Genomic DNA, 13,311 nt, shown 5'->3' on the forward strand with positions numbered 1-13,311 from the left:
AGGTCGCCGCCGTCCCCGCCCGACACCCGGTCGGCATCCGCCCCGGCCGCCTCCGCCCGCAGCACCCCGACGTCACGGTTGTGCCGCAGGAAGCGCCGCCGGGTGACCTCGGCGATGCTGGCGACGTCGTCGGAACGGCCGTCGCCCGCGGCCTCCTTGATCGCGTAGTGGCGGTAGTCGGACTTGCGCGGCAGACCGTCTTCGAAGACGACGAGCGAGGCCACCACGTCGGTGCCCTGCACGTGGCTGATGTCGACGCACTCGATCCGCAGGGGCGCCGAATCCAGGTCGAGGGCCTCCTGGATGCCCTGCAGGGCCGCAGACCGCGACGTGAAGTCGCCGGCGCGGCGCAGTTTGTGCTGCGCCAGTGCCTCCATCGCGTTGCGCTGCACGGTCTCGGCGAGAGCCTTCTTGTCGCCGCGCTGCGGCACGCGCAGGCGGACCGCGGATCCGCGGAGCCCGCTGAGCCACTCCTGCACCTGCTCGGTGTCCGGTGGCAGCACGGGCACCAGCACCTCCCGCGGCACGCCGCTGGTGCCGACTTCCTGGTCCGTCGCACCCGACAGCGCCGCCTGCTCACCGTAGAACTGGGTGAGGAACTGCTCGACGAGCAGCGGCAGGTCCGATCCCGCCTCGGAATCGACGGTGGCCCAGTCGATGACGTCGCCGGCCTTCTCGACCACCCAGCCGCGTTGTCCGCGCACGCGACCGCCGCGGACGTGGAACACCTGGACCGCGGCCTCGAGTTCGTCCGTGGCGAACGCGACGAGGTCGGCGTCGGTGCCGTCGCCGAGGACGACGGCCTGTTTCTCGAGCGCCCGCCGCAGTGCTCCCACGTCGTCGCGCAGGCGGGCCGCCGTTTCGAAGTCCAGTTCCTCGGACGCCTTCTGCATGCGGGCCTCGAGTTCACGGACGAGCTTGTCGGTGCGTCCGGACAGGAAGTCGCAGAAATCCTCGACGATCTGGCGGTGTTCGGCCGCGGACACCCGTCCGACGCACGGCGCGGAACACTTGTCGATGTAGCCGAGCAGGCAGGGGCGGCCGATCTGGTTGTGCCGCTTGAACACCCCGGCCGAGCAGGTGCGGGCGGGGAACACTCGCAGCAGCAGGTCGAGCGTCTCGCGGATGGCCCACGCATGCGAGTAGGGGCCGAAGTAGCGGACCCCTTTGCGCCGGGGCCCGCGGTAGACGAACAGCCGCGGATATTCCTCGTTCAGGGTGACGGCGAGGACCGGGTACGTCTTGTCGTCGCGGTAGCGGACGTTGAACCGCGGATCGAATTCCTTGATCCAGTTGTACTCGAGCTGGAGAGCCTCGACCTCGGTGCTCACCACGGTCCACTCGACGCTGCCGGCGGTGGTCACCATCTGGCGGGTGCGGGGGTGCAGCGTCGAGACGTCGGCGAAATAGGAATTCAGCCGTGAACGGAGGCTCTTCGCCTTCCCGACATAGATGACCCGGCCGTGCGGATCGCGGAACTTGTACACCCCCGGGTCAACCGGAATGGTTCCGGTCGCGGGGCGATATGTCGAAGGATCGGGCACTCCTCCACGTTAGTCGGCGGCACCGACCAACCCTGCATCCGCGACACCGCGCAGGTCCGTTCCCCGGTCAGGAGCGCGCGTACTCCGATGCGAGTGCGCGGAACCGGTCGACGGCCTCCACGGCGTACTCGCGATCGTTCGACTGGATGGCCATCACGGCCAGGTACTCGTCGTCGGGCAGCTCGATCCGGGCCCACGCGGCACCGTCCGGGAAGGACAACCCCTCGTAGAGGTCCCATTCGACGATGCGCTCACCGAGCACGTTCCGCACGGCGATGCCCCGCGGCCCGACCTGCAGCCTCGGCCGGGTCAGCAGCAGCACGGCCGCCGCGAGGAGGCAGCCGATGCCGGCGAACGCCAACTGGTCGGCGAGACGGAAGTACACGCCCGTCGCATCACCGCGCAGCAGGATCGCGAACGTCACATGCACGACGACGAGGAAGATCGCCACCCCGATCGCGTAGCGCCGCGATTTGCGGGGCTTCGCGACGAGGGTCCACTCGGAGTCGGGCGCGGTCATGGGTGGATCCGGATCATGCGAAGGACTCCTCGACGCGGCGCAGTCGCGCCAGTGTGACGGCGGTGTCGAGCGCGGCCGCGCACGCCTGACCGCCCTTGTCCTCGACGGAGCCGGGCAGGCCGCTGCGGTCGATGGCCTGCTGCTCGGTGTCCGTCGTGAGCACCCCGTTCCCGACGGGGGTGCTCTCGTCCAGCGACACCCGGGTCAGACCGGCCGTGACGGCGTCGCAGACGTATTCGAAGTGCGGCGTCCCACCGCGGATGACGACGCCGAGCGCGACGACGGCGTCGTGACTGCGGGCCAGCGCCTGCGCCACCACCGGAAGCTCGATGGCGCCGGCCACCCGGACCAGCGTGACGTTCTTCACGTTCGCCTCGGCCGCCACCCGCTGTGCACCGGCGATCAGCGCCTCGGAGATCTCCGCGTGCCAACTGCCGGCGACGATGGCGAGCCGGAGGTCGCCCGCCTCACCGAGTTGCAGTTCGGGCAGTCCCTCTCCGCTCACAGCATTTCTCCCGCTTCGAAGTCGTCGAGCCCGATCAGGTCGTGCCCCATGCGGTCGCGCTTCGTGCGCAGGTACGTCAGGTTCTCGGCGTTCGCGCGCAGCGGCATCGACACCCGCTCGGTGATCTGCAGCCCGTAGCCGTCCAGACCGACCCGCTTGGCCGGGTTGTTCGTCAGCAGGCGCATCGAGGAGATGCCGAGATCCACCAGGATCTGCGCGCCGATGCCGTAGTCGCGGGCGTCGGCGGGCAGGCCGAGCTCGAGGTTCGCATCGACCGTGTCCGAACCCGCATCCTGCAACTGGTAGGCCTGCAGCTTGTGCATCAGCCCGATGCCCCGGCCCTCGTGCCCGCGCATGTACAGGACCACACCGCGGCCCTCCTGCGCGACCATGTCCAGGGCGGCGTCGAGCTGCGGACCGCAATCGCACCGCAGCGAACCGAACACGTCGCCGGTGAGGCATTCGGAGTGCACCCGCACCAGCACGTCGCTGCCGTCGCCGTCCGGACCCGGCAGATCACCACGCACCAGCGCCACGTGCTCCACGTCGTCGTAGATGCTCCGGTACCCGACGGCCGTGAACTCGCCGTGCCGGGTCGGGATCCGCGCGGACGCGACCCGCTCCACGTGCTTCTCGTGCTTGCGGCGCCACGCGATCAGATCGGCGATCGAGATCAGCGCGAGGTTGTGGTCGTCGGCGAAGACCCGCAACTCGTCGGTCTGGGCCATGTGACCCTCGTCCTTCTGACTGACGATCTCGCAGATCACCCCCGCCGGCCGCAGGTCCGCCATCCGGGCCAGATCGACGGCGGCCTCGGTGTGACCGGGACGGCGCAGCACGCCGCCCTCCTTCGCGCGCAGCGGCACCACGTGGCCGGGCCGGGTGAAGTCCTGGGCGCCGCTGGACGGATCGGCCAGCAATCGCATGGTCGCGGCGCGGTCGGACGCGGAGATGCCGGTCCCGATGCCCTCACGGGCATCGACGGTGACGGTGTACGCGGTGCCGTGCTTGTCCTGATTGGTGGCGTACATCGGGGGCAGGCCCAGGCGATCGCAGTCGGCCCCGTCGAGCGGCACACACAAATAGCCGGACGTGTATCGAACCATGAAGGCCACCAACTCGGGGGTGGCCTTCTCCGCGGCGAAGATGAGGTCTCCCTCGTTCTCGCGGTCTTCGTCGTCGACGACGACGACAGCCTTGCCTGCGGCGATATCCGCAACGGCGCGCTCGATACTGTCGAACCTGGTCACGTGCTCGGTCTCCAAAGTCTTGACTGACGCATCTTCGAATACAACGGTTGCATCCGTGGGATGCTCCTCAACAGTACGACTCAGCGACCGGCCGCTTGCAGCCGCTCCACATACTTCGCGATCACGTCGACCTCGAGATTGACCGGCGTGCCGACGGACGCCGTCCCGAGCGTGGTCAGCTGCAGCGTGGTCGGGATGAGGGAGATCTCGAAGAACTCCTCGCCACGATCCCCGCCGAGCGCCGACACGGTCAGCGACACACCGTCGACCGTGATCGACCCCTTCTCGACGACGTACCGGGAGATGGCGTCGGGCAGCGCGATGCGCACGACCTCCCAGTTCTCGGACGGGCTGCGGCTGATGATGTGCCCGGTGCCGTCGACGTGGCCCTGGACGAGGTGACCGCCGAGGCGGCTGTTGAGGGCGGCGGCCCGCTCGAGGTTGACGCGACTGCCCACGTCGAGCTTCTGCAGGCTCGACCGGTCCAGCGTCTCCTGCATCACGTCGGCCGTGAAGGAGCCGTCGGCCAGCACCTCGACGACGGTCAGGCAGACACCGTTCACCGCGATCGAATCACCGTGCGACGCATCGGAAGTCACCACCGGACCTCGCACGGTGAACCGTGCGGCGTCGGCCAGTTCCTCCTTGGCGACGACCTCACCCAATTCTTCGACGATCCCGGTGAACACTGTGGCTTCTCCTACGTTTGGGGGCTGTCAGGGTTTTCGGACACTGCTGGAACCAGACTCAACAACAGATCGGGGCCGATTGTTTCGACCGACTCGTGACGAAACCGCAGCGCACCGTCGATCGTGTGCACTCCGGCCTCCGAGACCGCGGCCGCGCCGGCGCCGAGCACCAGCGGGGCGAGGTACGCCTGGATGCGGTCGACCCGGCCCGCGGAGAGGAACGCGCCCGCCAGCCGGGGCCCGCCCTCGAGCAGCACGTCCGTGTACTCGGCGAGTGCGGAGAGGACCTCGTCCACGTCGTGAGTGCGCAGGAGCAGGGTGGGCGCCGAGTCGTCGAGGACCCGGGCGTCCGGCGGGATGTCCCCGAGGCCGACGACGACGCGGACCGGCTGATGCGCGGCGAGCGACCCGTCCGGCATCCGGGCCGTGAGCCGGGGGTCGTCGGCCAGCACCGTTCCCGTGCCGACCACGATCGCGTCGAGTTTCGCCCGGTCGGCGTGGACGCGTTCCCGGGCCTCGGGACCGGTGATCCACTGGCTGGTGCCGTCCGCGGCCGCGCTGCGACCGTCGAGCGTGGCTGCGTACTTCCACGTCACGTGCGGACGGCCGGTGCGCTGCCGGTGCAGCCACGCCCGGAGCGGGCCGCGTTCGACGTCCTGCGCGCGCAGCCCGGACGTCACCTCGACGCCCGCCGACACGAGGGTTTCCGCGCCGCCGGCGGCTTCCGGATTGGGATCGCCCACCGCGTAGTGCACCGCGACCACACCGGCGTCGAGGAGCGCCTGCGAACACGGTCCGGTCCGGCCGTGGTGGTTGCACGGTTCCAGCGTGACGACGGCGGTGCCTCCGCGGGCGGCGTCACCGGCCTCCCGCAGCGCGACGATCTCGGCGTGGGGACCGCCGGGAGGCTGCGTCATCCCCACACCGGCGATGCGTCCGGCGGAGTCGAGAACGACGGCCCCGACCGCGGGGTTCGGGCTGGTGAACCCGCGCGCCGATTCTGCGGCGCCGATGGCGATCTGCATCGCCGCGTCGAGGTCCGCAGCCGAATTCTCGTGTCGCACGTGGGAGCTCACGATGGGCCGGGCGCCACTACCGGGACAGGGTCAGGTGCGGCGACGCCTGGGCGGCACTGGCGCGCAGGGCACGCACGGCCTCCGCGGGATCGCTGGTGCCGTAGACGGCGGAGCCGGCGACGAAGCAGTCGACGCCCGCCTCGGCGGCAGCCTCCACGGTATCGGCGTTGATGCCGCCGTCGATCTCCACGACGAGCCTCAGCTCACCGGAGTCGACGAGACGGCGAACGGCCTTCGCCTTGGACAGGACCTCCGGGATGAACGACTGCCCACCGAAGCCGGGTTCGACGCTCATCACGAGGAGGGTGTCGAAGTCCTTCAGGATCTCCAGGTACGGCTCGATCGGGGTGCCGGGCTTGACGCTGAGACCGGCCTTGGCCCCGGCGGCACGAATGTCCCGGGCCACGGACCGTGGGTCGTCGGTCGCCTCCGCGTGGAACGTGACGTTGTGGGCGCCCGCCTCCGCATAGGGCGGGGCCCAGCGGCCGGGATCGTCGATCATGAGATGGCAGTCGAGCGGGATGTCCGTCGCCGCGAGCAGGCTCTGCACGACGGGAAGGCCGAGGGTCAGGTTCGGCACGAAGTGCGCGTCCATCACGTCGACGTGCAGCCAGTCGGCGCCGGCGACCGCGTCCGCCTCCTCGGCGAGACGCGCGAAATCGGCAGACAGAATGGACGGTGCGATCATCGGGGTTGCCACGCGCCGAAGTTTAGTCGTATGCGGATGCGGGCCGGATCACGCGGTCCATACTGGGCTCATGCCGACCTGGACGGACGTCGTGGCGATCGGTGACTCGCTGCCCGAGGTGCAGGAGAGCACCTCGTATCGCACGCCGGCGCTGAAGGTGGCGGGCAAGTTGCTGGCCCGGTTGCGGGCCGAGTCGGACGGGGGCCTGGTAGTGATGTGCGACCTCGACGAGAAGGCTGCCCTCCTGGCCGAGGGCGCGCCGTTCTACACGACGCCGCACTACGACGGGCACGGTTCGATCCTCGTCGACCTCGAGCAGGTGGACCTCACGCAGCTCACCGAACTGCTGCGGGACGCCTGGCGCATCAAGGCTCCGGCGAAGCTGCGCAAGCAGTTCGACCAGATCTGACGAAAAAGCGAGGGCCCGGGCGGCGCCCGCACACCGGCCCGGACCCTCATCGGATCGGCGTGTCAGACGCCGAGCTTGAGGCCCGCCCCGGCGTCGACCCGGAGCTGCTGACCGGTGACGAACCGGGACTCGTCGGACGACAGGAACACCACGGCGTGCGAGATGTCCTCCGGCTCGACCCACGGGGTGGGCATCGCCTGCATGAACGGGAACGTGACCTTCGCGTCCTCGGCGGTCGGGTTCTCGAGGTCAGGGCGGAACGTGCGGAACATGGGCGGGCTCTGCAGCATGTCCGTGTTGCAGTTGGTGGGGTGGATCGCGTTGACGCGGATGGACTTCGGGCCCAGGGTGAGCGCGAGCGACGTGGTGTACGTCCACAGCATCTTCTTGGCCAGCCCGTAGCCGTCGCCGCCCGGGCCCTGCAGTGCCTGCTGGCCGTTCAGCCCGGTCTGCGGGACCAGCCCGGCCACCGATCCGGTCGCGATGATCGACGCGCCGGCATCCAGGTGTGGGAGAGCCGAGTGGATCGTGTTGATCACGCCGACGAAGTCGACGTCGAACGCATCGACGAATCCCTGGACCGGCACGTCGTTCCCGAGCGGTGCGATCCCGGCGTTGGCGACCACGACGTCCAGTCGCCCCAGCGTCGCGACTGCGGCGTCGAGTTCACGCTTCAGCGCGGCGCGGTCGCGCACGTCCACTTTGGCGGTGACGACCCGTCGCCCGGCCTTCTCGACGAGCCGTCCGGTCTCCTCGAGGTCGGCCTCGGTCGCCAGCGGGTACTCGTTGGATGCGATGTCCTCGCAGAGGTCGAAGGCGATGATGTCGGCGCCCTCGTCGGCGAGATGCACTGCGTGACTACGCCCCTGACCCCGTGCCGCTCCGGTGATCAGAACGACTTTCCCCGCTACCCGATTCATCTGAAGTCCTCCACTCGCTTCGGAACGTACGTCGCTGTCGCGTGAAGAATTAGAACACGTTTCACAACAAAAGTGAAACACGTTCTATCGAGAAGCCGGCGAAGGGTCCGACTGCGCTACGGCTTACGCAGCGCGGCCATGAACATCGCGTCGGTACCGTGCCGGTGCGGCCAGAGCTGGACGCTCGGCCCCTCCCCCAGATCCGGGACGCCGGGGACGAGCTCACGCGTGTCGAGTGCGGTGAGGCCGTGGCGGCGCACCGCGTCCGCGACCACCGCCACCGTCTCCGAGAGGTGCGGCGAACACGTCGAATACAGGATCACCCCGCCCGGACGCACCAGCTCGACCGCCGACGCAAGGAGTTCCCGCTGCAGTTTCGCCAGACCCGCCACGTCCGACGGCTGCCGGCGCCACCGGGCCTCCGGTCGGCGACGCAACGCACCCAGCCCGGTGCACGGAGCGTCGACGAGGATCCGGTCGTACCCGCCCTCGAGCCCGGAATCCCGGCCGTCCGCGACGTGCACATCCACCGGAAGTTCCTTCGTCGTCTTGCGGATCAGGTCCGCCCGGTGCGCCACCGGCTCCACGGCGTCGAGGCGACCGCCCTCGATACCCGCGAGAGCGCCGAGCAGAGCGGCCTTGCCGCCCGGTCCCGCGCACAGGTCGAGCCAGCGGCCCGTGTCCGGACCGTTCAGCGGCGCCAGCGACAGCGCGCGAGCGACGAGCTGGCTACCCTCGTCCTGCACCCCGGCGAGCCCCTCACGGACGGCGTCGAGCAGACCGGGATCGCCGCCGTCCAGATAAACCGCGTACGGCGAGTACCGGCCGACCTCGCCGCCGGTCGCGAGCGCGAGCTCCTCGGAGGAGATCTCCCCCGGGCGCGCGACGAGATGCACCGCCGGGCGGGCGTCGTCGGCGACGAGGGCGTCCTCGAGTTCACCGGCGGCGGGGCCGAGCGCGTCGGCGAACACCTGGGCGATCCACGTGGGGTGGGCGTGCTCGAACGCCAGCCGCCCCACCGGATCGGCGGGAGCCAGTCGCTCCACCCATTCCGCCTCGGACCGTTCCGACACCCGGCGCAGCACGGCGTTGACGAAGCCCGCCTTGCCCGGGCCGGCCTCCGCGCGGACGAGGTCGACCGACGTCGCGACGGCGGCGTGTGGGGCCACACGCGTGCGCAGCAGCTGATAGGCGCCCAGCTGGAGGACGTCGAGGAGCGGTCCGTCGATCTCGCCGATCGGCCTGCCCGCACAGTCGGCGATGACGGCGTCGAGGAGCCCGCGCGCACGGGCCGCACCGTAGGCCAGCTCGGTGGCGAGGGCGGCATCACGGCCGTCGAGGCGCCGCTCACGCAGCAGTCCGGGCAGCACGAGGTTGGCGTAGGCGTCCCGTTCCCGGACGGCGCGCAGCACGTCCCGGGCAGCGAGCCGCGGCTGGTCCAGCCCCGACTGGGATGCGTCGGGGCGGCGCGCCTGCCGGGGACGATTGTTGCGGGCCCCCGAGCCGGACTGGCCGCGGCGTGCGGGTCTTCTGGATTCGCTCATTGTGCCCGTACCTCCGCGTCGAGTCGTGCGCCTCGCGCCCAGTCGAGGGCGGCCATCTGTTTCTTGCCCTGCGGCTGGATGCGGTCGAGCCGCACCGCCACGGTGGACGTGCCGATCAGGAATCCGGACTTGGTGACGGAGATCTCGCCCGGCTCCAGCCGCTCCTCCGTCGGGGTGACGGGGCCGACCTTGACGCGCAGATCTCCGATGGTCGTCCAGGCGCCCGGCGCGGGGGTCACCGACCGGACGTGCCGGCCGACGACCGCAGCTGTTCTGTCCCACCGGATCCGGGCCGCCTCGACCGTCACCTTGGGTGCGTGCGAGACCCCGTCGGCCGATTGGGGGACCGCGGTGATCGCGCCGTCCTCGATCCCGTCGAGGACCGATTCCAGCAGCACGGCACCGCTGTCGGCCAGTCGCCCGAGGAGATCGCCGGCGGTGTCGGTGTCGCGGATCCGCTCGGTGACCACGCCGTAGACCGGCCCGGTGTCCATCCCTGCCTCGAGCCGGAACGCGCTCGCGCCAGTCATGTCGTCGCCCGCCCCGATCGCGGCCTGCACGGGGGCGGCGCCCCGCCAGGCCGGCAGCAGCGAGAAGTGCAGGTTGACCCAGCCGTGGACCGGGATGTCGAGGACCTTCTGCGGTAGCAGGGCGCCGTAGGCGACGACGGGGGCGCACTCGGGCGCGAGATCGGTCAGGTGCGCCAGGAACTCCGGTTCCGAGGGCCGCTCCGGGGTCAGCACCTCGATGCCGTGGGAGTCGGCGAGTTCACCGATCGGCGAGCGGACCACCTTGCGTCCACGGCCGGCCACGGCGTCCGGGCGGGTGATCACCGCGACGACCTCGTGCCGCGGCGACCGGATCAGCCGTTCGAGTGAGGGAACTGCGGGCTCCGGGGTTCCGGCGAAGACTATGCGCACGTCGGCGACCCACACGACGGACGGTGGACCGCTGCGCGGGCCGAAACGATACTCACGAAGAAAGCTCCCCTTTGATCGACGTTGTGCCGACCAGTCTAGGGAGTCGGACTCCGGCGATAACACTCGGCGAACAGTCGGGGGAAACGATTCCGCCGAACCGCCCACAGCGACGGCGGACGGGTATTGACTGTTCTGAGGCCGGCGCGAACGGTCGGGCCGGTGTCCCGTTTTCGATCCTCTGGAGGTAACGATGGCAGGAATTGAGAGCAAGTTCGACAAGGCGTACGAGACGAAGCCCATCGAAGAACTGGCCAGTGCCCCCGTCGCCGCCTTGCAGGGCGTGAGCGATTCCGATGCCGAACATCTGGCCGCTGCGTTCAACATCAAGACCGTAAAGGACCTCGGGACCAACAAATACTTCCTGTGGGCGCAGGCGGTCGCCAAGCTGGCGGAGTAGCAGCCACACACGAAGAAGCGGGGAGCCGTGCGGTGCACGGCTCCCCGCTTCTGTGTGGGACCTACCGGTTGCTGTCGACGATCACCTCCGGGATGCCCGCGCCGACCGGGACGAACTCGCACCGGGTGAGCGGGGTCGCGGCGGGATCGAGCGCCGACCGGACCAGATCGAGCGCGAACGGATCGTAGGGAGCCCGGAAATGTCCGGTGCCGTCCTCGGGGCATCGATCCTGGATCAGGATGTTCTCCGCCCCGGCGCCGTGCAACACCATGTTCGTGTACGGCTGGATCATCTCGTCGTACCGCGAACCGATCGTGGTGTACGCGACGCCGGGCACGGTGTCACCGCCCGTGTTGAGTGCATTCATGAACGGCGAGTTCTGCATCTGCTGGCTCACCGCGACCGACGTCACCGTGCGGGCGAAGTCCGGTCCGCCGGGAACTGCCTGCACGATCGGAACGAGGCCGTACATCACTCCGCCGTAGCTGGGGGACGCCAGCCCCACCCAGTGGTCGACGAACGGGGCGCCGCCGAGTTTGTTGACGTAGTACCTCGTGACGTTCGCGCCCTGCGAGTATCCGACGGTGTCGACCTTGGCGGCGCCGGTCGCGTCGCGTACCCGGTCGACGAACCGGCCGAACTCCTCCGCGCTCGCGACGATGTCCTCGGTGCCGTACGAATCGGCACCCGGCGCTCCGCCGTAGTTGAGTGCGAAGACGCAATAGCCGTCCGCGGCGAGCATCGGTGACAAGGCCGCCCAGTCGGCGTAGGCGCTGGCGTCCGTGCCGTGCGCGAGTACCACCGGCTCGGGATGGTCAGGTGAGGGCGTGCAGGAGAAGTCGTTCGATCCCGCCGGGGCACTGCCCGGGTGCTCGTGCGCGTACGCCGCGGCGGCGCTACGCCCGGTCTGCGGAAGCCCGGCAGTGGCGGGAACGACGGGTTGGGGCGGTGAGGCATCGTCCGCGCGAGCGGTGGACACTGCGCCGGACATCAGCAGGACGACACCCGCGACGACCGCACCGGCACCCCGAAACCTCATGATCTCTCCCGACTTCGCGCTGACATTTCTGTGAACTTTCCCAGAATGTGCACGCGCTGTCGCGTCGAGACGGCGAGCCGCCGGTGGGGTGTGGCGCCCTACGAGTCGGTCGCATCCTTGCCCGCTTCGCCCTGATCGTCTTCCGCGAGAAGCCGATACAGCGCGCGCCGCGCTTCGGTGAGAATCTCGCCGGCACGCCGCACCTGGTCGTCGTCGCCGACCGCGGCAACCTGTCCGGCGGCACCCATCAGCAGCCCGATCAGACCCCGCAGGTCCTCGGCCGGCCGGCCGACGCTTTCACGGACGTCGTCCCACGGGGTGCCGAGTTCGGTCTTGTTCGTTTCGACGAAGGCCTTGCCCTCGTCCGTCAGGCGCGCGGTCTTGCGGCCGGCCACCTTTTCGATGAGCACGAGCCCCTCGTCCTCGAGCTGCGAGAGCGCGGGGTAGATCGAGCCGGGACTGGGCTTCCACACCCCGTCGCTGCGTTCGACGATCTGCTGGATCAGCTCGTAGCCGTGCATGGGCTCGTCGGCGAGCAGCAGCAGTATCGCGGAGCGGACATCGCCGCGCCGTCCCCGTCCGCCGCGGCCGCGGCCGCGGCCGAAGTGCATGCCCGGACCGAAGCCGGGATCACCCTCGGGACCGAAGCGGCCTCGCCGGTGTCCGTGACGGTGCGGACCCTCGGGTCGTCCCGTCCGTTCGCGTCCGAATCGTTCCCGTCGGGAACCTCTGTGTTCGAAATGGAAGTCTTCCATCATCAGCCTCCTTCTGTATCGCTGATGCATCAACGATATATCGGCAATAGCGAGTCGGCAAGGCCTATTTCTGTGACGGTGGTCAATTACCCGATGCGAATCGGGTCGATCTGAACCCGGGCGGGCTGTGAGTCCTTGCGCGCACTACGCACCGCCTGCGCCTCGCCCAGCGCCTTGGCCAGCGGTTTCCCCTCGCCGCGCGGCACCCGGATCAGCATGCGCTCCACATCCGCCGGCTCCGGCGCATCGCCGGAGAACGGCAACCGCTCCCCCGCCGGCAGCTCGACCGGGCCGAGCAACTCCGCGTTCCCCGGCAGTTCGGCGAGATCCAGAAGCTCGGCGATCGCCTTCGCGCTGCCGTCGATCGCCGCCAGATGGATAGCGGGCGGAAACCCGACCTCCGCCCTTTCCTCGTACTGTGCGCGCGCATGCCCGACCGGATCCCAGCGGACCAGCGCCTGCACCGTCGGGATGCCGGAATCCGCGACCACGACCACCTGACCGCCGTCCGCGAACGGGCGCACGAGGGACGACGCCGTCATCCACCGCCGCAGGGTCTCCTCGGCGGCGCGCAGGTCGGGACGGCCGAGCAGCGCCCAGCCGTCGAGCAGCAGCGCGGCGCCGTAGCCACCCGGCATCACCGGTTCGGCCCCGACCGTCGACACGACCAGGGTGGGGCCTTGCTTCACTTCGTCGACGACGTCCGTACCGCCCGACATCCGGACCGCGACGCCGGGGAACGCGCGTCCGAGTTCCTCGGCGGTGCGTCCCGCTCCGACGACGACGGCCCGCAGCGCCCGCGCGCCGCACGCGTGGCAGCGGTGCGCGGCGTCCGCGATACCGCACCACCGGCACGCGGGTGTCCCCGCCCCGTCCGGGCCCGGGGCGGACGGCAGAGCCAGAGGACCGTTGCAGCGTCGGCACCGGGCGGGCGCCCGGCACTTGCCGCACGCGAGGCTCGGCACGTATCCGCGCCGGGGTACCTGGACCAGCAC

Annotated in this window: 14 protein-coding genes and 1 pseudogene; 2 read left to right on the top strand and 13 right to left on the bottom strand. The window is 70.0% G+C overall.

From position 1 onward, the window contains the following. The 7 genes from uvrC to rpe form a co-directional block, all read right to left on the bottom strand. Positions 1 to 1,544: excinuclease ABC subunit UvrC (gene uvrC, locus RJ1_RS43170; RefSeq protein ID WP_073370520.1), on the bottom strand; the 1,544-nt coding region annotated here is incomplete at its 3' end. A 67-nt stretch (positions 1,545 to 1,611) separates the two neighbouring features. Continuing rightward, complete coding sequence (locus RJ1_RS43175) at positions 1,612 to 2,064, bottom strand: PH domain-containing protein (protein WP_073370495.1); 453 nt, start codon at positions 2,062 to 2,064, stop codon at positions 1,612 to 1,614. A 13-nt stretch (positions 2,065 to 2,077) separates the two neighbouring features. Then, positions 2,078 to 2,569, bottom strand: a complete 492-nt coding sequence (ribH, locus tag RJ1_RS43180; protein ID WP_073370497.1) for a 6,7-dimethyl-8-ribityllumazine synthase — start codon at positions 2,567 to 2,569, stop codon at positions 2,078 to 2,080. Continuing rightward, entirely contained in the window at positions 2,566 to 3,819 is a 1,254-nt protein-coding gene (locus tag RJ1_RS43185; RefSeq protein WP_009480441.1) for a bifunctional 3,4-dihydroxy-2-butanone-4-phosphate synthase/GTP cyclohydrolase II, read from the bottom strand. The genes ribH and RJ1_RS43185 overlap by 4 nt, the downstream gene beginning before the upstream one ends. Positions 3,820 to 3,899: 80 nt before the next feature. Next, a complete protein-coding gene (locus RJ1_RS43190; RefSeq protein WP_073370500.1) occupies positions 3,900 to 4,508 on the bottom strand; it encodes a riboflavin synthase in 609 nt (202 codons plus the stop codon). Between the two features lie 11 nt (positions 4,509 to 4,519). Beyond that, positions 4,520 to 5,572: a bifunctional diaminohydroxyphosphoribosylaminopyrimidine deaminase/5-amino-6-(5-phosphoribosylamino)uracil reductase RibD gene (gene ribD / locus RJ1_RS43195; RefSeq protein ID WP_083400412.1), complete on the bottom strand. Its 1,053-nt coding sequence runs from the start codon at positions 5,570 to 5,572 to the stop codon at positions 4,520 to 4,522. 28 nt (positions 5,573 to 5,600) lie between these two features. After that, a complete protein-coding gene (gene rpe / locus RJ1_RS43200; RefSeq protein ID WP_073370503.1) occupies positions 5,601 to 6,284 on the bottom strand; it encodes a ribulose-phosphate 3-epimerase in 684 nt (227 codons plus the stop codon). 58 nt (positions 6,285 to 6,342) lie between these two features. Between rpe and RJ1_RS43205 the strand changes: the two genes are divergently transcribed. Further along, positions 6,343 to 6,681: an MmcQ/YjbR family DNA-binding protein gene (locus RJ1_RS43205; RefSeq protein WP_073370506.1), complete on the top strand. Its 339-nt coding sequence runs from the start codon at positions 6,343 to 6,345 to the stop codon at positions 6,679 to 6,681. A 62-nt stretch (positions 6,682 to 6,743) separates the two neighbouring features. Here the strand turns inward: RJ1_RS43205 and RJ1_RS43210 are convergent, their stop codons facing one another. The 3 genes from RJ1_RS43210 to fmt all read right to left on the bottom strand — a co-directional run bounded on the left by RJ1_RS43210 (position 6,744) and on the right by fmt (position 10,065). Beyond that, positions 6,744 to 7,601 (bottom strand): mycofactocin-coupled SDR family oxidoreductase, encoded by an 858-nt coding sequence (locus RJ1_RS43210; RefSeq protein WP_073370508.1) that lies wholly within the window; start codon positions 7,599 to 7,601, stop codon positions 6,744 to 6,746. Between the two features lie 116 nt (positions 7,602 to 7,717). Next, positions 7,718 to 9,145: an RsmB/NOP family class I SAM-dependent RNA methyltransferase gene (locus tag RJ1_RS43215; protein ID WP_073370510.1), complete on the bottom strand. Its 1,428-nt coding sequence runs from the start codon at positions 9,143 to 9,145 to the stop codon at positions 7,718 to 7,720. Beyond that, complete coding sequence (fmt, locus tag RJ1_RS43220; protein WP_073370525.1) at positions 9,142 to 10,065, bottom strand: methionyl-tRNA formyltransferase; 924 nt, start codon at positions 10,063 to 10,065, stop codon at positions 9,142 to 9,144. Before fmt ends, RJ1_RS43215 begins: the two co-directional genes overlap by 4 nt. A gap of 250 nt (positions 10,066 to 10,315) precedes the next feature. On the opposite strand from fmt, the gene RJ1_RS43225 reads away from it, so the two are divergent. Continuing rightward, complete coding sequence (locus RJ1_RS43225; protein WP_073370512.1) at positions 10,316 to 10,522, top strand: hypothetical protein; 207 nt, start codon at positions 10,316 to 10,318, stop codon at positions 10,520 to 10,522. Positions 10,523 to 10,583: 61 nt separating this feature from the next. Here the strand turns inward: RJ1_RS43225 and RJ1_RS43230 are convergent, their stop codons facing one another. The 3 genes and pseudogenes from RJ1_RS43230 to RJ1_RS43240 form a co-directional block, all read right to left on the bottom strand. Continuing rightward, a complete protein-coding gene (locus tag RJ1_RS43230; protein WP_073370515.1) occupies positions 10,584 to 11,561 on the bottom strand; it encodes an esterase/lipase family protein in 978 nt (325 codons plus the stop codon). Between the two features lie 98 nt (positions 11,562 to 11,659). Next, a complete protein-coding gene (locus tag RJ1_RS43235) occupies positions 11,660 to 12,316 on the bottom strand; it encodes a PadR family transcriptional regulator (protein ID WP_073370517.1) in 657 nt (218 codons plus the stop codon). 86 nt (positions 12,317 to 12,402) lie between these two features. Further along, positions 12,403 to 13,311, bottom strand: a pseudogene (locus tag RJ1_RS43240) (primosome assembly protein PriA); the annotation flags it as partial.

The sequence above is a fragment of the Rhodococcus jostii NBRC 16295 genome, assembly GCF_001894825.1.
GTDB lineage: Bacteria > Actinomycetota > Actinomycetes > Mycobacteriales > Mycobacteriaceae > Rhodococcus_F > Rhodococcus_F jostii.

What these genes read in the sequence shown, in the direction of transcription:
- RJ1_RS43175 (WP_073370495.1), bottom strand. Translation starts at nt 2,064, where the DNA reads ATGACCGCGCCCGACTCCGAGTGGACCCTCGTCGCGAAGCCCCGCAAA.
- RJ1_RS43205 (WP_073370506.1), top strand. Translation starts at nt 6,343, where the DNA reads ATGCCGACCTGGACGGACGTCGTGGCGATCGGTGACTCGCTGCCCGAG.
- RJ1_RS43210 (WP_073370508.1), bottom strand. Translation starts at nt 7,601, where the DNA reads ATGAATCGGGTAGCGGGGAAAGTCGTTCTGATCACCGGAGCGGCACGG.
- RJ1_RS43215 (WP_073370510.1), bottom strand. Translation starts at nt 9,145, where the DNA reads ATGAGCGAATCCAGAAGACCCGCACGCCGCGGCCAGTCCGGCTCGGGG.
- RJ1_RS43225 (WP_073370512.1), top strand. Translation starts at nt 10,316, where the DNA reads ATGGCAGGAATTGAGAGCAAGTTCGACAAGGCGTACGAGACGAAGCCC.
- RJ1_RS43230 (WP_073370515.1), bottom strand. Translation starts at nt 11,561, where the DNA reads ATGAGGTTTCGGGGTGCCGGTGCGGTCGTCGCGGGTGTCGTCCTGCTG.
- RJ1_RS43235 (WP_073370517.1), bottom strand. Translation starts at nt 12,316, where the DNA reads ATGGAAGACTTCCATTTCGAACACAGAGGTTCCCGACGGGAACGATTC.